Annotated in this window: 20 protein-coding genes; 12 read left to right on the top strand and 8 right to left on the bottom strand. The window is 66.8% G+C overall.

Translation table 11 applies throughout. The features are described 5' to 3' along the window. The first annotated feature begins 25 nt into the window (after positions 1-25). From ACV959_RS00545 to ACV959_RS00525, 5 genes are all read left to right on the top strand, one after another. Positions 26-1,765: a TadE/TadG family type IV pilus assembly protein gene (locus tag ACV959_RS00545; RefSeq protein ID WP_475737990.1), complete on the top strand. Its 1,740-nt coding sequence runs from the start codon at positions 26-28 to the stop codon at positions 1,763-1,765. A 111-nt stretch (positions 1,766-1,876) separates the two neighbouring features. Further along, positions 1,877-2,038, top strand: a complete 162-nt coding sequence (locus ACV959_RS00540; RefSeq protein WP_475737989.1) for a hypothetical protein — start codon at positions 1,877-1,879, stop codon at positions 2,036-2,038. A 172-nt stretch (positions 2,039-2,210) separates the two neighbouring features. Further along, positions 2,211-4,283, top strand: coding sequence for a carbon starvation CstA family protein (locus tag ACV959_RS00535; protein ID WP_475737988.1), 2,073 nt, complete (start codon positions 2,211-2,213; stop codon positions 4,281-4,283). Then, entirely contained in the window at positions 4,258-4,488 is a 231-nt protein-coding gene (locus ACV959_RS00530) for a YbdD/YjiX family protein (RefSeq protein ID WP_475737987.1), read from the top strand. Before ACV959_RS00535 ends, ACV959_RS00530 begins: the two co-directional genes overlap by 26 nt. 44 nt (positions 4,489-4,532) lie before the next feature. Further along, the gene (locus tag ACV959_RS00525; RefSeq protein WP_475737986.1) at positions 4,533-5,354 is read left to right on the top strand and encodes a uracil-DNA glycosylase; all 822 of its coding nucleotides are present in this window, start codon (positions 4,533-4,535) and stop codon (positions 5,352-5,354) included. Positions 5,355-5,414: 60 nt separating this feature from the next. Here ACV959_RS00525 and ispG read toward each other — a convergent pair whose 3' ends face one another. Together ispG and ACV959_RS00515 are read right to left on the bottom strand one after the other, a co-directional pair. Next, the gene (ispG, locus tag ACV959_RS00520; RefSeq protein ID WP_475737985.1) at positions 5,415-6,710 is read right to left on the bottom strand and encodes a flavodoxin-dependent (E)-4-hydroxy-3-methylbut-2-enyl-diphosphate synthase; all 1,296 of its coding nucleotides are present in this window, start codon (positions 6,708-6,710) and stop codon (positions 5,415-5,417) included. Positions 6,711-6,785: 75 nt separating this feature from the next. After that, positions 6,786-7,745, bottom strand: coding sequence for a DnaJ C-terminal domain-containing protein (locus tag ACV959_RS00515; RefSeq protein WP_475737984.1), 960 nt, complete (start codon positions 7,743-7,745; stop codon positions 6,786-6,788). Between the two features lie 266 nt (positions 7,746-8,011). On the opposite strand from ACV959_RS00515, the gene ACV959_RS00510 reads away from it, so the two are divergent. Then, positions 8,012-8,227, top strand: coding sequence for a hypothetical protein (locus tag ACV959_RS00510; RefSeq protein WP_475737983.1), 216 nt, complete (start codon positions 8,012-8,014; stop codon positions 8,225-8,227). A gap of 16 nt (positions 8,228-8,243) precedes the next feature. On the opposite strand, the gene ACV959_RS00505 is transcribed toward ACV959_RS00510, so the two are convergent. The 4 genes from ACV959_RS00505 to pdxH all read right to left on the bottom strand — a co-directional run bounded on the left by ACV959_RS00505 (position 8,244) and on the right by pdxH (position 11,019). Next, the gene (locus ACV959_RS00505) at positions 8,244-9,347 is read right to left on the bottom strand and encodes a histidine phosphatase family protein (RefSeq protein ID WP_475737982.1); all 1,104 of its coding nucleotides are present in this window, start codon (positions 9,345-9,347) and stop codon (positions 8,244-8,246) included. 149 nt (positions 9,348-9,496) lie between these two features. Continuing rightward, a complete protein-coding gene (locus tag ACV959_RS00500; RefSeq protein WP_475737981.1) occupies positions 9,497-9,751 on the bottom strand; it encodes a hypothetical protein in 255 nt (84 codons plus the stop codon). 78 nt (positions 9,752-9,829) lie between these two features. Then, the gene (locus ACV959_RS00495; RefSeq protein WP_475737980.1) at positions 9,830-10,408 is read right to left on the bottom strand and encodes a TIGR02301 family protein; all 579 of its coding nucleotides are present in this window, start codon (positions 10,406-10,408) and stop codon (positions 9,830-9,832) included. Next, entirely contained in the window at positions 10,405-11,019 is a 615-nt protein-coding gene (gene pdxH, locus ACV959_RS00490; RefSeq protein WP_475737979.1) for a pyridoxamine 5'-phosphate oxidase, read from the bottom strand. Before pdxH ends, ACV959_RS00495 begins: the two co-directional genes overlap by 4 nt. A gap of 130 nt (positions 11,020-11,149) precedes the next feature. On the opposite strand from pdxH, the gene ACV959_RS00485 reads away from it, so the two are divergent. Next, the gene (locus ACV959_RS00485; protein WP_475737978.1) at positions 11,150-11,560 is read left to right on the top strand and encodes an RT0821/Lpp0805 family surface protein; all 411 of its coding nucleotides are present in this window, start codon (positions 11,150-11,152) and stop codon (positions 11,558-11,560) included. A 13-nt stretch (positions 11,561-11,573) separates the two neighbouring features. On the opposite strand, the gene ACV959_RS00480 is transcribed toward ACV959_RS00485, so the two are convergent. Together ACV959_RS00480 and ACV959_RS00475 are read right to left on the bottom strand one after the other, a co-directional pair. Further along, positions 11,574-11,933 carry a DUF983 domain-containing protein gene (locus ACV959_RS00480; RefSeq protein ID WP_475737977.1) on the bottom strand — a complete coding sequence of 120 codons (360 nt, stop codon included), beginning with the start codon at positions 11,931-11,933 and terminating at the stop codon, positions 11,574-11,576. 134 nt (positions 11,934-12,067) lie between these two features. Beyond that, positions 12,068-13,309, bottom strand: coding sequence for a dicarboxylate/amino acid:cation symporter (locus tag ACV959_RS00475; RefSeq protein ID WP_475737976.1), 1,242 nt, complete (start codon positions 13,307-13,309; stop codon positions 12,068-12,070). 114 nt (positions 13,310-13,423) lie between these two features. Between ACV959_RS00475 and ACV959_RS00470 the strand changes: the two genes are divergently transcribed. From ACV959_RS00470 to rimM, 5 genes are all read left to right on the top strand, one after another. After that, positions 13,424-13,699 carry a hypothetical protein gene (locus ACV959_RS00470; protein ID WP_475737975.1) on the top strand — a complete coding sequence of 92 codons (276 nt, stop codon included), beginning with the start codon at positions 13,424-13,426 and terminating at the stop codon, positions 13,697-13,699. A 132-nt stretch (positions 13,700-13,831) separates the two neighbouring features. Next, positions 13,832-14,872, top strand: a complete 1,041-nt coding sequence (locus tag ACV959_RS00465) for an HpcH/HpaI aldolase/citrate lyase family protein (RefSeq protein WP_475737974.1) — start codon at positions 13,832-13,834, stop codon at positions 14,870-14,872. A 244-nt stretch (positions 14,873-15,116) separates the two neighbouring features. Continuing rightward, positions 15,117-16,646: a signal recognition particle protein gene (gene ffh, locus ACV959_RS00460; protein WP_475737973.1), complete on the top strand. Its 1,530-nt coding sequence runs from the start codon at positions 15,117-15,119 to the stop codon at positions 16,644-16,646. A 25-nt stretch (positions 16,647-16,671) separates the two neighbouring features. After that, positions 16,672-17,019 carry a 30S ribosomal protein S16 gene (gene rpsP / locus ACV959_RS00455; protein WP_475737972.1) on the top strand — a complete coding sequence of 116 codons (348 nt, stop codon included), beginning with the start codon at positions 16,672-16,674 and terminating at the stop codon, positions 17,017-17,019. Positions 17,020-17,165: 146 nt separating this feature from the next. Continuing rightward, positions 17,166-17,708, top strand: a complete 543-nt coding sequence (gene rimM / locus ACV959_RS00450; RefSeq protein ID WP_475737971.1) for a ribosome maturation factor RimM — start codon at positions 17,166-17,168, stop codon at positions 17,706-17,708. Positions 17,709-17,736 lie beyond the last annotated feature (28 nt).

Below are 17,736 nucleotides of genomic sequence, written 5' to 3'. Positions count from 1 at the left end.
GAGACTGGCGGTGGAGTTTATCGAGATGACGAAAAAGTTCATGCACAAGCTGCGCTCAGCGCCTTTCTTTCACACCGACTGCTCCGGCACGGTTGGAATCATCTTTGGCCTGACATTCCTTCCGGTGATGCTGCTCGCCGGGGCCGGCGTCGATTTCTCGCGCGTGGCGCAAATGCGCAGCAACCTTCAGAAAGCGACCGACGCGGCCGCTCTCAGGGTCGCCTCGAAGCTGACGACGCAGACGACGGATGCGCAGGCGCTCGCGCAAATGCAGGTCGCCCTGCAGTCGCAGCCCGGCATGTCGTCCGCGCAGGTCACCGCGGCGTCGATCGCCGCCGACAAGCAGACCTTCTGCGCGACCTCGCAAACCCAGATGTCGACGTCTTTCCTGCGGCTGACCGGACTTCCGACGCTGACCTCCAATGCGCGGGCCTGCGCCAATCTCGCGGGCGGGCTCGATCCGAATACGACGTTCGAAATCGCTCTCGTCGTCGACAATTCCGGCTCCATGTCCGGCAGCACCAGCGGCACGACGAAACTCGCCGCGTTGAAAAGCGCCGCGACGAGCTTCGTCGCGACGATGTTCACGCGGGCGCCTGGCAAGGTCGAATTCTCGATCACCCCTTTTGCAGGCGCGGTCGTCGCGGTCGATCCGGCCGTGTCGTCGAACCGTTCGCTGTCATGGATTGATCTCAACGGCGACAATTCGCAGCACTGGATCGCTTTCGGCGGCAAGTCGGCCGCCAACGCCGTCGGCTTCACCAATCGCTTCGATATTTTCAACAAGCTGAAACAGCGTAACGCCGCCATGGACTGGCGCGGCTGCTTCGAAGCGCCAGTCTATCCGAAGAATGTGCAGGATTTCACGCCCGCGTCGTCCGATCCCGAGACGCTGTTCGTGCCCTATCTCGCGCCCGACGAGCCGACTGGCTACAACAACAACAATTACATCGACGACAATGGCGGCGTGACGACAAAGGTCGGCGGAAAAAATGTCACGACCTATACGTGCTCGGACACCGCTTCCGGCGGCTGGAACAGCCTGTCGCGCGCCTGCAAATATTTGCCGACAGCGTCGAGGACCGGCAGCTATGGTCCGACGGCGTTTTTCGGACCCAGCGCCTTCTGCCCCGATCCGTCGACGCAGACGCTGATGCCGCTAACCGCTTCGCAGACAGCGATCAACAACAAGATCAATCAGCTCGTGGCCAACGGCAACACCAATCTGCATGAAGGCTTCATGTGGGGCTGGCGCACGATTTCCCCGAATGGGCCTTTCGGCGACGGCCGCGCCTACAACGCGCAGAACAACCGCAAGATCATGGTGTTCATGACCGACGGCTTCAACAATTGGGGCGCCTATCCCAATACGGTCGTTGGTTCGGATTACGAAGCGCTCGGCTATTACACCTACAATGGCGCAAAGAACCTGCGCCTGCCCGATGGTCGCGCCGGCGATCGCGTCGACTACCAGACCCAGCTGACCGCGGCGAGGAATTCCAGCCAGAGCTATCTCTCCAAGTCGCGCGAGGCGCAAGACGAGCTCACGCTTCAGGCCTGCGCCAACGCCAAGGCGGCCGGCGTCGAAGTCTTCACGATCGGCTTTTCGACGCCGACGGACCCGATCGACCAGCAAGGACTCGATCTCATGAAAAGCTGCGCCACGAACGAGAGCCATTACTTCGCCGTGGAAAACGCGAGCCAGTTGAACGCCGCCTTTTCGACGATCGGCATCGGCCTCGGCAAGCTGCGCCTGTCCGAATGACGAAAGCCCGCCGGAGAGCGTCTGAGCCCACCGGCTTCTCCCGCGCGATCGCGCGGTCCTAATTCCCGAAGGCGCAAGAGCGTCCTTCGCGGTCGACAACGGAGAAATGCAATGAAAAAGTCCCTCATCCTGTGTTTTCTTCTCGCCATGTTCGCGTCCGTCGGCTCCGCCTTCGCGGACGACCACGATTGGGACAATGGCGGCGGCAACAACGATCAGCGCCGGGGAACTGTCGACGAGGGCGGCAGCCACCAGGGCGACGAGGCGCAGTGAGCCCCGACGGCTTCGTGAAATTTGCGGCGCGCCCTTGCCGGGGCGCGCCGTTTCTTTTTGCGTCCGGCGCGGTTGAAGCGGAAGAAGCGCTCTCCTAATCTGCCCCTTCGTCAAGCCGCCGCCCGGGATCGCGACCTTCGCGCGACTCGCAGGCGCCCGCCCGAGAGATCCGATGCAGAGCCGCCCACACTCGCCGCTTTCACTCGCCCCTTGGGCGCTCGTCTTCTTCCTTGCTCTCTTCGCGCTCTATACGCTCGCCGCCGCGCGGGGCGAGCCGGTCAACGCCATGTGGCTCGTGACCGCCGCGGTCAGCGTGTACGCCATCGGCTATCGCTTCTATTCGCGCTTCATCGCCGACACGGTGCTCGGCCTCGACGCCAATCGGCGCACGCCCGCGCATCGGCGCAATGACGGGCTGGATTACGTCCCCACCGACAAATGGGTGCTCTTCGGCCATCACTTCGCGGCCATCGCCGGCGCGGGTCCGCTCGTCGGCCCCGTGCTCGCCGCGCAGATGGGCTATCTGCCGGGAACGCTCTGGCTGCTGACGGGCGTCATCCTCGCCGGCGCGGTGCAGGATTTTCTTGTCCTCTTCATCTCGACGCGGCGCGACGGGCGCTCGCTCGGCGATCTCATCAAGACCGAGATGGGCCATGTCCCCGGCGTCATCGCCATGGTGGGCATTCTCTCCATCATGATCATCCTCCTCGCGGTGCTGGCGCTCGTGGTCGTGAAGGCGCTCGCCGACAGTCCGTGGGGCTCCTTCACGGTCTTCGCGACGCTGCCCATCGCGGTGTTCATGGGCGTCTATGGACGCTATCTGCGCCCTGGCCGCATCGGCGAAATGTCGGTCATCGGATTCGTGCTGCTCATCGCCAGCATCGCCTTCGGCCGCAATGTCGCCGAGAGCGCGACGCTGGCGCCGCTCTTCGCCTATAAGGGCGAGACGCTCGCCTTCATGCTCATCGCTTACGGCTTCGTCGCCTCCGTGCTGCCCGTGTGGCTGCTGCTCGCGCCGCGCGATTATCTTTCCACCTTTCTCAAGATCGGCACGATCCTGTCGCTCGCGCTCGGCATCTTCATCGTCTGGCCCGATCTGCAAATGCCGCCGGTGAGCCGCTTCATCGACGGCACGGGGCCCGTCTTCGCGGGCAGCGTCTTCCCCTTCCTCTTCATCACCATCGCCTGCGGCGCGGTGTCGGGCTTTCATGCGCTCGTTTCCTCCGGCACGACGCCCAAGATGATCGCCGACGAAACGCAGACGCGCTTCATCGGCTATGGCGCGATGCTGATGGAGAGCTTCGTCGCGATCATGGCGCTCATCGCCGCGACCTGCCTCGAGCCCGGCGTCTATTTCGCCATGAACAGCGCGCCCGCGGTGATCGGCGCGACGCCCGAGGCGGCCGCGACGGCCATTTCATCATGGGGTTTCGCCGTGACGCCGGAGACGCTGTCGGGCGTCGCGCATGACGTCGGCGAGAAGACCATTCTCTCGCGCACCGGCGGCGCGCCGACGCTCGCCGTCGGCATGGCGCATATCCTCTCCCAGGTCATTGGCGGCGCGACCGCCATGTCCTTCTGGTATCACTTCGCCATCCTGTTCGAAGCGTTGTTCATTCTCACGACGATCGACGCCGGCACGCGCGTCGCGCGCTTCATGATTCAGGATCTCGTCGGCACATTCGTGCCCGCCTTCCGCAATACGCAGGCCTGGGGGCCGAATCTCGCCGCGACCGCCATCGCCGTCACGGGCTGGGGCTATTTTCTCTATCAGGGTGTCATCGATCCGCTGGGCGGCATCAACACGCTCTGGCCGCTTTTCGGCATCGCCAACCAGATGCTCGCGGCCATGGCGCTGACGCTTTGCACGGTCGTGCTCTTTCGGATGAAGCGAGAGCGCTACGCCTTCGTCGCGATCATTCCCACGACATGGCTTTACGTCTGCACCATGACGGCGGGGCTTGAGAAGATTTTCCACGACGATCCGAAGATCGGGTTCCTCGCCCACGCCACGAAATTCGCGGCCGCGCTCGACAAGGGGCAATTGGCGGCGCCGGCGAAGACGGTCGAGGAGATGCATCGCGTGATTTTCAACGACTATGTCGACGCGAGCCTCTGCGCGATCTACATCGCGCTGGTTCTGTCCATCCTCGGCTTCGCGATCAAATCCATTCGCGCCGCGCGCGCGAGCGACGTCGTCACCACGCGGGAGAGCGAAGATGAATTGCTGCCCGCAGGAGCGTAACTTCCGGCTTGATCTTTCCAAGCTCGCGACAAAGCTGCGCGACGGCGCGCGGCTGATGGTCGGGCAGGGCGATTACGACGCCTATGTCGCGCATATGCGCGCGAAGCATGAGGATCGAAACATCATGTCGCGCGCGGAGTTTTTCCGAGCGCGGGAGAACGCCCGCTTCGGCGCCGGCGGCGGGCGGGCGTTTCGCTGCTGTTGATCCGCCGCCTCGCCCTCGAGGGACGGGTGCGTTAATCTCTGTTCATGGCCCTCGCTCACCCGCCCGAAACGCGCGCCGCGCTCCTTGCGCTTCTCGACTGGTATGTTGAGAGCGGCGTCGATCTCGCGCTCGACGAGACGCCGCATGATCGCTACGCCGAAAGCCTGAGGCGGGTGGAGGCGCCTGTCGCGGCTCCCCCGCTCGCACCTCGCGCGCCGGCGCCGGCGCCCGCCGCCCGCCCGCGCCCCGTTGCCGCCATCGCCGCGGCCGACGACGCCGCGCGCGCCGCGGAACAGGCGGCGACGGGCGCTGATACGCTTGCAGAGCTCGCGGCGGCGCTCGCCAATTTCCCGCACGCGCCCTTCCGCGAGATGGCGCAGCATTTCCTGTTCGCCGCCGGAACCCCCGGCGCCCCGCTCATGGTCCTGGACGGCGCGCCGGGCGTCGCGGAGGAATCGACGGGCGACGCCTTTTGCGGCGATCAGGCGCGGCTGCTCGACAATATGCTGAAGGCGATCGGGCGCTCCCGCGAGAGCGCTTATCTGGCTTACGTCTCGCCCTGGCGGCCGCCCGGCGTGATGTCGATGACGCCACAGCAATTGGCGGTCTTCGCGCCCTTCGCGCGCCGCCATGTCGAGCTGGCGCGGCCCGAGGTTCTGCTGCTTTTCGGCGAGGCGCCGGCGCGGGCGCTGCTGGCGACGAACGAGACGGTGGCGAAGCTGCGCGGCAGGGCGTTCGAGGCCCAATGCGGCGCGCATGCGGCGCGCGCCTTCGTGTTCAACAGTCTCGATTCGATTTTGAAAAGTCCGGGCCTGAAGCCCACGGCGTGGCGCGACTTGCGCGCGGCGTCGGGTTCTTTGGGCTGACCCGAAGCGCCCTCCTCCCTGTCCCTCTCCCGCGAAGCGGGGGAGGGCTGGGGAGGGGGCTTATTCCGCCGCCTCGCCTTCCTTCGCGCCGCCATAGCGGCGCGCGACATACTCGTCGACGATGCGGGTGAATTCTTCCGCGATGCCCTCGCCGCGCAGCGTCATCGCCTTCTTGCCGTCGATGAAGACCGGCGCCGCCGGGGTTTCGCCCGTGCCGGGGAGCGAAATGCCGATATCGGCGTGTTTCGATTCGCCGGGGCCGTTCACGATGCAGCCCATCACCGCGACATTGAGCGTCTCGACGCCCGGATATTGCGCGCGCCACACCGGCATGCGCTCGCGGATGTGCTCCTGAATGTCGCGCGCGAGTTCCTGGAACACGGTCGAGGTCGTGCGGCCGCAGCCGGGGCAGGCGGCGACGAGCGGCACGAAGGTGCGAAAGCCCATGGTCTGAAGGATTTCCTGCGCGACCTTCACTTCGAGCGTACGGTCGCCGCCGGGCTCGGGCGTCAGCGAGACGCGGATCGTGTCGCCAATGCCGTCCTGCAGCAGCACGCCGAGCGCCGAGGCGGAGGCGACAATTCCCTTGGAGCCCATGCCGGCTTCGGTGAGGCCGAGATGCAGCGCGTAGTCGCTGCGCGCGGCGAGCATGCGATAGACGGCGATGAGATCCTGAACCGCCGAGACTTTCGCTGAAATGACGATGCGGTCCTTCTTCAGGCCGATTTCCTCGGCCCGCGCGGCCGAGATCAGCGCCGAGCGCGCCAGCGCCTCGCGCGTCACGGCGCGGGCGTCGATCGGGCGGTCGGAGGCCGCGTTGACGTCCATGAGATGCGTCAGCAGCTCCTGATCGAGCGAGCCCCAATTAGCGCCGATGCGCACGGCCTTGTCATGCTTCGCCGCCAGCTCGACGATCGTGGCGAACTGCTTGTCCTTCTTGTCCTTGAAGCCGACATTGCCCGGATTGATGCGATATTTGGCGAGCGCTTCGGCGCAGGCCGGGTGATCGGCCAGCAGCTTGTGGCCGATATAATGAAAGTCGCCGACAAGCGGGACGTGGCAGCCCTTCTTCGCCAGTTTTTCGAAAATATGCGGCACGGCCGCCGCGGCCTCGTCGCGGTCGACGGTGATGCGCACCAGCTCCGACCCCTGCTGCGCCAGCGCCAGAACCTGCGTCACCGTCGAGTCGACGTCGGCCGTGTCGGTGTTGGTCATGGACTGCACGACGATGGGCGCGCCGCCCCCCACCGTCACGGCGCCGGGCCCTTTGCCGATGCGCACGGCGCAGGTTTTCTTGCGCGGCGCAGGTTCGGCGGAAACGGGATCGGGCAGGCGGGTTTCGACGGCGTCTGTCATGGCTCTCGTCGCGGCTCCGTGGACTTTGGCCCTCAAGTCGCGCGGAAACGGGCGCGGGTCAAGCCATCCCGGCCATTACCCCATCTTCCGCCGTGGGTCGTAGCCGTGACGATCCCGCAGGTCGCGCATCTTCGCGTCGAAATCGGCGTCCGGCTCCTCCGGCAGCATGATCCTGAGCGTCACATAGAGGTCGCCCGCGGGCTTGCCGTCGGTCGCCGGCAGTCCTCGGCCACGCAGCCGCAGGATTCGGCCGCCGTTCGACCGTGCCGGAATCGCGAGCTCCACCTTGCCGTCGAGCGTCGGCGTCTGCACCCTGGCGCCGAGCGCCGCCTCGTAGATCGCGACCGGCAGGTCGAGCCGCAGGTCGCGCCCGTCGAGCTTGAAATAAGGGTGGGCGGCGACCTTCACCGTCACGAGGGCGTCCCCCGGCTCGCCGCCGCGCAGTCCCGGCTGGCCTTGGCCGCGCAGGCGAATCTGCTGGCCGTCCTCGACGCCCGCCGGAATTTTCACCTCGAGCGTGCGGCCGGAGGGCAGGATCACGCGCGCGGAGCCGCCTCTCGCAACGGTTTCGAGGGGCACGGTCGCGGTCGCGGCGACGTCGTCGCCGCGCGTCGGCGCGGCTTGCGCCCGCCGCCCGCGTCCGCCGAAGAGATCGGCGAACAGGTCGCTCGGATCGAAGGCGCCGGCCCCGCCGCCCGGTCCGCCGCCGAAATTGAATTCGAAATGCTGCTCGCCGCCCGGCCCCGCGCCCGTCGCGCGCCAGCCGCGCGTGAAGCCGCCCGGCCCGGCGCCGAAGCCCTCGAAGCCGCGCGGCTTGCCGTCGGGTCCGATTTCGCCGCGGTCGAATTGCGCCTTTTTCTTTTCGTCGCCGACGATTTCATAGGCCGTGTTGATCTCCGCGAAGCGCTCCTTGGCCTTCGCGTCGTCCTTGTTGCGGTCGGGATGATATTTTTTCGCGAGCTGGCGGTAGGCCTTCTTGATGTCGGCCGCGCTCGCCGATCTGGAAACGCCGAGTACGTCGTAAGGGTCGCGCATTTTCGTCCAATCAGCCCATGAAAGCGCCCGCCCGGAATCGGCGCGGGCGCAGATGTCTGGGCTAGTATGTGGGAGAAGCGCCGGCCTGACGCAAGCGCCGGCGCAGCCGGAATTCGACGCGGCCGGGGCTCTTTCTCGATGCCCGCGGCCCCATGGCGGGAACTTTCGCCCGCGCCGTTCCCTTAATGTTGGACGGAGGCGCGAGGCGTGCGAGGCTTCCGAGTCCCGACGCCCCTGCGCCGGGCGATTGCTTCAAGGGGGTCGTCTTGTCAAAGCAGGAAAAGAAGGACATCGAATCCGCCATTCAGGAAACGAAGGCGGTCATGAAATCCGTGCGCCACTACGTCGAATTTCTCGAGACGGGGAAAGGGCTTCCGAAAGACCCCGAGGCGCGTGCGAAGGTCATCGACAGCCACAGGGCCATGATCGCCGGCTTCGAGGCGCAGATCGCCGAGCTAAAGGCGGCGCGCAAGGAGGCGTGAGCGCCGGGCGCGGACTTCAGCCCTGTGCGACCGATTTGCGCAGAAGCGCCTCGAGGCCCTCGGGGAAGATCAGCTCCTGCGAGGCGGCGATCTCGTCCGCCGACCACCAGCGCCAGCCGAGCGTGTGGAGTTTCTCCTCCGGGGTGAGGTTTTGCGGCGTGGGGGAGAATTCTTCCGCGCGGATGAGGTAATAGCGCTCGACCGCCTGCTGCCAGTCGTCGCCGAGCTCCATGGGGAATTCGCGCGTGGCGACGACCGGTCCCGGATCGCCGGCGACGATCAATCCCGTTTCCTCCCGCACCTCGCGGCGCAGCGCCGCCTCGAAGCTTTCGCCTTCCTTCAGCGCGCCGCCCGGCGTCGCCCAGAAATGATGATGGCCGAGCGCGAGGAAATGCGGCGAGAGCCCGCCGGCGTATCGCATGAGCAGCGCCTCGCCTTTCGGGTTCACGATCAGCGCGCGGGCCGCTTCCCGGCGCGGCAGGGTCAGCCCGTCCCAAGGGGCCGCGATCTCGGGGCGCCCGTCGGGCCGCGCCCAGCTCACGAGCGACCATTCGCCGTCTTCATAAGCGATCCAATTCGGCGTGGCGTTGAGCACGGGATGCTCGCGCTTGTCGCTCAGGGACTTGCCGGTCGCCATGCGCCAGGCGATGTCGAGCACGCCGGCGTGGGCGACGACGAGCACGGTCAGCCCGGCGCTTTCCTTCGCGATGTCGGTCAGGACCGAGCGGATGCGGCGGGAAAATTCCTCCAGCGTCTCGCCCTCCGGCGCGGCGAAATCCGGCTGACGGGTCAGGTAGAAGCGATAGGTGTCGGCGTATTTGACCTGGACCTCGGCGTGGGTATGGCCCTGCCAGGCGCCGTCGTCCTTCTCGCGCAGCCGCGGCGTCGCCCGCACCGCGAGCCCCCGCGCTTCGGCGATGGGCGCGGCGGTGTTCAGCGCGCGCCTCAGGTCGCTCGAATAGACGCGGTCGAAGTGGGCGGATTCGAGTTCGCGGGCCAGCGCCTGCGCCTGGGCGCGGCCGCGCGCGTTGAGCGCGATGTCGAACTGGCCCTGGAAGCGTCGCTCGATGTTCCAGTTCGTCTCGCCGTGGCGAGCGAGACAGAGGATTGTGCGGGACATGTCGTATCCGGGGCGGCGTCCGTTCCGCCGGGCCGATATGCGCGCGGGCCTGCGCAAAAATTCGCCCGCCGCGCCGTTACGCCGGGCTTTTCTGCCCGATTTCCGCGCAAAAGTCAGTCGTCTTTTGCGCCGGCCCCGTCAACGGCGCCTCAATGGCGCGCGGCGAAGGTGAATTCGCCGGTTCGGATGCGGCCGGGCAACGCCTCCGCCAGGCTCGCGACCGTCTCCTCGCCATAGGTCGCGACCAGCTCGCGCAGGGCGGCCGCCAGCGCCGCCTGAGCGAAGGAATCGCTCTCGATTCCCGCGAGGATCGCTTCGGCGAAAGCTTCGGTCACATAAGCGAGGGCGGCGCGGTGTTGCTCGCCGCCGCTCTCGTCGAAAGAGGCGATAGTCAGTTGCGTCATGAGAAATAGTCTAGACAAGCCTTTTGCGCCTTGCGACCCGTCTCTTGCCAAAAGGTTAATTCAGTCTTGAAAAGAATCTTACGGACTGCCAAAGCGATAGGTGACGTCCCGCGAAATTTTCGCGGCCTCGTCCAGATAGCGGGCCGTCGCCGTTCGGGCGTTGGGGGTGCAGGTCCGGTAGGCGAGTTCGTAGCTGCGGAAGCCGCGGTTGAAGGCGGCGACGAATTTCTCCCGGCGCGGGCCGTCCGGCGCCTCGGCGTCGAGCAGCGCGGCCATCTCGCCGCGCCAGTCGTCGCCATCCTTGTCGCCGCAGAGGTCGCGCAAAAAGGCGAGCGCGCCCATCACTTCCGAGAGACGCGCGAGCTGGGGCTCGTAGGGCGGCGGGGGCGCCTCGGCGGCGGGAGCCGCCGACCCGGCCGCCGCTTTTTCACCCTTCGCGCCGTCGCGCTTGCGTCCCTCCCGTGCGGCGGCCTGTTTGGCGGCCTTCGGCTCCTGCCGCTTCTTCTCGGCCTTCTCCGCTTTGCGCGCCGGGCGCGGGGCGGCGGCGCGCCGTTCCGGCCGGTCGGGGCCGAAGAGGTCGAAAATGCCCTGCGCCCCGGCCGCGCCGGAGAGCAGCAGGGCGCTCGCGAGAACGGCCGCGCCCGCCGCGCGCCTCATGGGTAGAGCCGCTCCTTGCGCCAGTCGCCGCCGGGCGCGTCGCGGTAGAAGCGCACGCGGTCGTGCAGGCGAAAGGGACGGTCCTGCCAGAACTCCATGGCGACCGGCGTGATGCGGAAGCCACGCCAGTAGGGCGGACGCGGAATGTCGCCGACGGCGTATTTCGCGGCGTATTGGGCGACGGCCTTTTCCAGCGCGAAGCGGCTTTCGAGCGGGCGCGACTGCTGGCTGGCCCAGGCGCCGATCCGCGAGTCGCGCGGGCGGCTGGCGTAATAGGCGTCGGACTCGGCGTCGCTCACGGGCTCGACGGGGCCGCGCAGCCGCACCTGCCGGCGCAGCGACTTCCAGTGAAAGAGCGCCGCCGCCTTCATATTGGCGAGCAGCTGCCGGCCCTTCGCGCTCTCGGCGTTGGTGTAGAAGACGAATCCGTTGGCGCTCCACTCCTTGAGCAGCACCATGCGCGCGTCGGGCAGACCGTCGGGGTCGACGGTCGCGATCGCCATGGCCTCGGGATCGTTGAGTTCTTTCTTGCTGGCTTCCTCGAACCATTGTCCGAACAATGCGAAAGGCTCGGCGGCTTCGACAAAGTCACCCGGCGTTAACGCGTTCACGCGAAAATCTCCTCTCGAGCGCCCCGCGGGGCGCGTCGCGTTCGAAGGTGGCGAATTGCAGTTCTCGAGTAACAGACATATAGGCGACGGCGTTCTGGCTCAAATCCCGCTTGCCGGCGCATTTTGGGCGATGCTCGCGTGTTCGCTCTCCGGCTGCTCGATCGCCATCCCGATGTCTTCCTCGTCCTCGGACATGTGGAAGGGCGCGCCCGAAGACGTGACCGGATCCATCGCGCGGCCGGCGCCCCGGCTTTCGAGCCATCTCGACGGCGAGGATCTCCGCCGCGCGACCGCCGCGATGAGCACGGCGCTCGATCCGCAGGGGAGCGGCGCCAGCGTCAATTGGGACAATCCGCAATCCGGCGCGAAGGGCTCCTTTACGCCCGTCGGTCAGGCCTATCCGCTTGACGGCAAAATTTGCCGCGCCTTCCTCGCGGACGTCTCGGCTGGGGAATCGGTCGAAAAGCTGCAAGGCGCCGCCTGCCGCGAGAAGACGGCGGAATGGACGCTGACCGAGGTGAAGCCTTTCAGGAAGGGGTGATCGCGGCGGGCCCTCAGGCGCTCTTTCGATTGACGAGCCAGAGGGCCGCGACGAAGAACCCCTTCGCCAGCGGCAGCAACGCCAGCGCGGCGACGACCGTCACGACGACGAGTATGCCCGCCTCTTGCCAGTAGGGCAGCAATTCCCCCCGCTCCAGAAAGATCAGCAGCGGCACGACGATATGGGCGACGAGGCCGATGGTGAGCCAGGCCGGCCCGTCGTCGGCGTCGAGTCCCTCGAAGCTCTCCCGGCAATGGGGGCAGGCGTCGTCGCGCGTCAGATAGCTTTTGAAGATGCGTCCCTCGCCGCAGCGCGGACATTTCATGCGCGCCCCCCGCCACAGGATCTTCGCTGTCGCCGCCGCCTCGCTCATCGGTTTTCCTCTTTTTCCATTAGCTTTTTTTCACGCGCAGGCCGCGCAAATCAAGCGTCGCTGATTCGGACCCTGTTTGTGCCGCATAAGTCCAAAGACGGCGCATTGATCGGCGCGGCTGGCGTAACGCAGCGCTAACTTCTGGTTTCGTCTTCTCGGGTCTTCCCATCCAGCAGGCAGCTCACCGTCACGTCGCCCATGACGTTCACCGCTGTGCGTGCGCGGTCCAGAAACCAGTCCACGGTCAGCAGCATGGCGATGTAATCCGTTGGCAGCGCCACGGCCTTGAACACCATGGTCATGGTCACGAGGCCCGCCTCCGGAATGCCGGCCGCGCCGACCGAGGCGACGACGGACGTCGCCGCCACCATGAACTGCTGACCCAGCGTCAACTGCATCCCGAGAAGTTGCGCGACGAAGAGCGCCGACATGGCTTCGTAAAGCGCCGTGCCGTCATTGTTGAAATTCGACCCCACGAGCGCGCCCATGCTCGCCGATTGTTCGCGCAACCCCACTTTTTCGCGCAGGCAGGCGTAGGTGACCGGCATGGTCGCCGTCGAACTGCCGGTGGAAAAGGCCATGGTCAGCGCGTCGCGGGTTCCGCGCAGAAGGTCGAGCGGCCGCACCCAGGATTGAAGCCGCACCCGCGTCAGATAATAGGCGGACTGAAGCGCGAGCCCGATCAGGACGGCGAGCACGAAGCCGCCCAGCGCGACGAAGTCGTGAAAGCCCTTTGCGCCGACGATGCTCGCGACAATGCCGAAAACGGCGAGCGGCACGAAGTCGATGATCCAGTGCAGGATCTCAACGAGGCTCGCGAGCGCGACGCGGACGAGATCCTCGACCCTGCGGACCTCGTGATCCCTGACGCTTCTCAGCGCGATTCCGAAGGCGACCGCGATGAAGATGACGCCCATCACGGCGCCGTTGTCGGAAAAGGGCCCCAGAATGCTTTTCGGAACGCTCTCGAAAATCTGCGCGAGCGGATCGAGCGCTTCCGCCGCCTTTTCGGCGGGCGCCGGCGCCGGCGCGGCCGCCGACCAGCGTCCGGGCTGGACGACATTGGCGACGAGAAGTCCAATCCCGATCGCGACGAGCGTGTTCACGAGGAGCAGCGTCGCGAGACGCAGCGCCTGCCGGCCGCCGAGATGCGCCCGCATCAGGGCCTGCACGATGGCGAGCAGGATCAGCGGCGGCGCCAGCGCGCCGAGAATGCGCAGCACGAGCCTGGCGGGCAGGGCGAGCGGCGCCGCCTCCGGTCCGAGCGCCGCGCCCGCCGCGAGGCCGAGCGCCACGGCGGCGAGAATGCGCGCATAGAGAGGAGTGGCGCGCCAGCGCGCGAGGAGGCTGGCGGGCGTCGCGTCGTCTTGTTGCAATGTCGGCCTCGAAAACGTGGGCTCGCATCGACTATCGCCGAAAACGCCTCCCGATCGAAGTGCGCCGCCGCACGCGAGCGGCTATGATGTCGTCACAACCGCAGGGAGCCTCTCATGTCCTCGCCCTTCGCCCGGCGCCGCCTCATCGTCACGAGCCTCATCGCCGTGCTCGCCATCCCCGCTTTCTTCTTCGGAATGCGGGTTTTTTCCGCCTGGCGGGCGGGTTACGGCTGGGCGGAGATGGATTGGGACGGCAAGGGCCGCACGACTGTCCTGGACTTCCTCAAGGCCGCTGAGATCGGCAAACGCCCGGCGCTCGTCGGCGAGCAGTCCTGCCTCGAATATTTCCGCTATCAGGACGGGATCGTGGTGAAGACGACGTGTCCGTGAGACGCTCCGTCGCGCGCCCCGCCATTGCCATTCCGCCCGGTCTGCGCTAGCTCGACCCGTCTTTTCCGCGTCCCCGAGGCCGCAGGGCCGTTTTGCTTCTGACGGGAACGCGCGCGACCGGAGCTTTCCTGCATGAAACTGCCCAATCAGTTCTACCGTCCGCTGGCCATCGGCGCGCCGGCTCCCTATCGCGAGCTGCCGGTGAGGGTCGAGCGCATGATCCATTTCGTGCCGCCGCATCTCGAAAAATTCCGCGCCAAGGTGCCGGACATCGCCAGGCAGGTGGACGTCGTCCTCGGCAATCTCGAGGACGCCATTCCCGCCGACGCCAAGGAAGCGGCGCGCAAGGGCTTCATCGAGATGGCGAAAAACACGGATTTCGGCGCGACGGGCCTCTGGACCCGCATGAACGCGCTGAACAGCCCCTGGGCGCTCGACGACATGATTGAGATCGTCGGCGCCGTGGGCGACAAGCTCGACGTCGTCATGCTGCCCAAGGTCGAAGGCCCCTGGGACATCGCCTATCTCGACCAGCTCCTCGCCCAGCTCGAGGCGAAGAACGGCGTCAAGAAGCCCATTCTCATCCACGCCATTCTGGAGACGGCGGAGGGCGTCAAGAATGTCGACGCCATCGCCGCCGCCTCGCCCCGCATGCACGGCATCTCGCTCGGGCCGGCGGACCTCGCGGCCTCGCGCGCCATGAAGACGACCCGCGTCGGCGGCGGCCACCCGGAATACAAGGTCATCGCCGACCCGCAGGGCGACGCGCCGCGCGCCGCCTTCCAGCAGGATCTCTGGCACTACACCATCGCCAAGATGGTCGACGCCTGCGCCTCGGCGGGCGTCAAGGCCTTTTATGGCCCCTTTGGCGATTTCTCGGACCCGGCGGCCTGCGAGGTCCAGTTCCGCAACGCCTTTCTGCTCGGCTGCGCGGGCGCCTGGTCGTTGCATCCAACCCAGATCGACATCGCCAAGCGCGTCTTCTCCCCCGATCCGGACGAGGTCGCCTTCGCCAAGAAGGTGCTGGAGGCCATGCCCGACGGCACCGGCGCCGTGATGATCGACGGCAAGATGCAGGACGACGCCACCTGGAAACAGTGCAAGGTCGTCGTCGACCTCGCCAAGCAGGTTGCGGCGAAGGACGCCGATTTCGCGAAGATCTACGGGTTCTGACGGCGGCGCTTGGGCGGAGCGCGCCTCGCTTTGGCTCTGCGCGAGCGGGCCGCCAATCGCGCCGCCATTGACAGGCGGCGCGATTGGCTCCTAAAAAGCTGGCCAATCTCGAAAGAGAAGTCCGATCATCAGCCCAGCCGTCCCGCGAGGCGGCAGGCCAACGCCCGGCAGCGCGATGCGCCCCCGGGCGCATTTTGCTTTGGAGCGGCGCGGGCGAAAAGCCTCCCGCCGCGGGAGAGAAGACATGTTCGAGAGCCTTTCCGACAAGCTCTCCGCGGTATTCGACCGCATAACAAAGCGCGGCTCGCTGAACGAGAACGACGTCAACGAGGCGCTGCGCGAAATCCGCCGGGCGCTGCTCGAGGCGGACGTCGCGCTCGACGTTGTGCGGTCCTTCGCGGACAAGGTGCGCGACCGCGCGGTGGGCGCCAATGTCATCAAGTCGGTCTCGCCCGGCCAGATGGTCGTCAAGATCGTCAACGACGTGCTGATCGAGACGCTGGGCGAGACGGCGGAGCCGATTGATCTGGCGGCCAAGCCGCCCGTCGCCATCATGATGGTCGGCCTTCAGGGCGCCGGCAAGACGACGACCACCGCCAAGATCGCCAAGCGCCTGAAGGAGCGTCACGACAAGCGCGTGCTCATGGCCTCGCTCGACGTCAAGCGCCCGGCCGCGCAGGAGCAGCTCGCCGTGCTCGGCCGTCAGGTTGAGGTCGACACGCTGCCCATCGTGCCGAACCAGACGCCGCTCCAGATCGCGCGCCGGGCCATGGAGGCGGCGCGCCTTCAGGGCTACGACGTTGTGCTGCTCGACACCGCCGGCCGCACGCACATCGACGAACCGCTCATGCAGGAGATGGCGGACATCAAGTCCTACGCCGAACCGCATGAAACACTCCTCGTCGCCGACGCGCTGACGGGTCAGGACGCGGTCAATCTCGCCAAGAACTTCGATGAGCGCGTGGGCCTCACGGGCATCGTGCTGACGCGTATGGACGGCGACGGCCGCGGCGGCGCGGCGCTCTCCATGCGTTACGTCACCGGCAAGCCGATCAAGCTCATCGGCGTCGGAGAGAAGATGGAGGCGCTCGACGAGTTTTCGCCGAGCCGCATCGCGAACCGCATCCTCGGCATGGGCGACATCGTCGCCCTCGTCGAGAAGGCCGCGGCCGCCATAGACGCGGAAGAGGCCCGCAAGGCCGCCGCGCGCATGGCCAAGGGAAAGTTCGATCTTCAGGATCTCTGCGATCAGCTCGCGCAGGTCGAGAAGCTCGGCGGCATCGGCGGCATCATGGGCCTTCTGCCCGGCGTTGCGAAGATGAAAGACCAGCTCGCCAAGGCCAATCTCGACGAGAATCTCATCAGGCGCCAGCGGGCGATCATCCTGTCGATGACGCCGCAGGAGCGCCGCAATCCCGACCTTCTCAAGGCCTCGCGCAAGAAGCGCATCGCCGCCGGCTCCGGCATGAAGGTCGAGGACGTCAACAAGCTCCTCAAGCAGCATCGCCAGATGGCCGACCTCATGAAGTCCTTCGGCGCCGGCAAGCGCGGCGGACTCATGGGCCGGGCCGCGCAGATGATGGGCCTCGGCCCCAAGGGCATGGAGATGCCCTCGCAGGAGGAGTTGCAGAAGTTGCAGGAGAAGCTCGGCGCCGCCCCCGGCGCGCCCGGCATTCCGGCCGCTCCCCCGGCCGATCTCCTCGCGAAGCCGAACCTTCGGGGGCTCGGCGGCGGACTGCTGAGCGGGCTCAACCCGTTCGGAAAGAAAAAGTAACCCGAAAGATCACAAGGAACCTGACATGTCTCTCAAGATTCGTCTCGCCCGCGGCGGCGCCAAGAAGCGCCCCTTCTATCGCGTCGTCGTCGCTGACTCGCGCTCCCCCCGCGACGGCCGCTACATCGAGAAACTCGGCACCTTCGACCCGTTGAAGGCCAAGGATGCGGCGGACCGCGTCGTGCTCGACACGGAGAAGGCCAGGGACTGGCTCGCCAAGGGCGCGCAGCCGACCGACCGCGTGGCGCGCCTTCTCGACGCCGCCGGCGTGCTGAAGCGCGAGGCCCGCAACAACCCCCAGAAGGCCCAGCCGAAGAAGAAGGCGCAGGAGCGCGCCGCCGCCGCGGCCGAAGCCGCCGCCGCTGCTGAGTAAGGCTCGGGTTTTTCCCCCTCCCTGTCCCTCCCCCGCTGCGCGGGAGAGGGGACGCTCGCGACCGGCCTTCCCTATGAAGGCGACGGTTTAACTCCCTCTCCCGCGCAGCGGGGGAGGGTTGGGGAGGGGGCCAAACCGCCCCAGGCATGACCAAGAACAACCTTGTACTGCTCGGCCGTTTCGGGGCGCCGCATGGCGTGCGCGGCGAAATCCGCCTGCAAAGCTACACGGGCGATCCCTTGGCGATCGGCTCCTATGGCCCGCTCACGGACAAGGGCGGCGTCAAGACCTTCAGGCTTCTCTCCCTGCGCCCCCAGGGCAAGGACATGCTCGTCGCCCGCGTCGAGGGCGTGAGCGACCGCGCCGGCGCCGAGGCCCTGCGAGGGGTCGAGCTTTACATTTCCCGAGACAAGCTCCCCGCCACGCAGGACGAGGACGAATTTTATCTCGCCGACCTCGTTGGCTTGCGCGCGGAAACGCGCGAGGGCGCCGCGATCGGCGTCGTCGTCGCCGTGCGCAATTTCGGCGCGGGCGACATTCTTGAAGTCGCGCCCGCCGGGGGCGGCGACACGCTGATGTTTCCCTTCACCAAGGCGGTCGCGCCGGTGGTGAGCCTTGGGGAAGGTCGCGTGGTGATCGTTCCGCCGGAAGAGGTCGAGGGCGACGCGGCCGAAGACGCGAAGGGGTAGCCCCTCGCTGCGCCGCCGTGCCATAACC

The sequence above is a fragment of the Methylocystis sp. Se48 genome (assembly GCF_056269425.1).
Note: the sequence above shows the minus strand (reverse complement) of the source record. Positions and strands in the feature narration are given on the sequence as shown.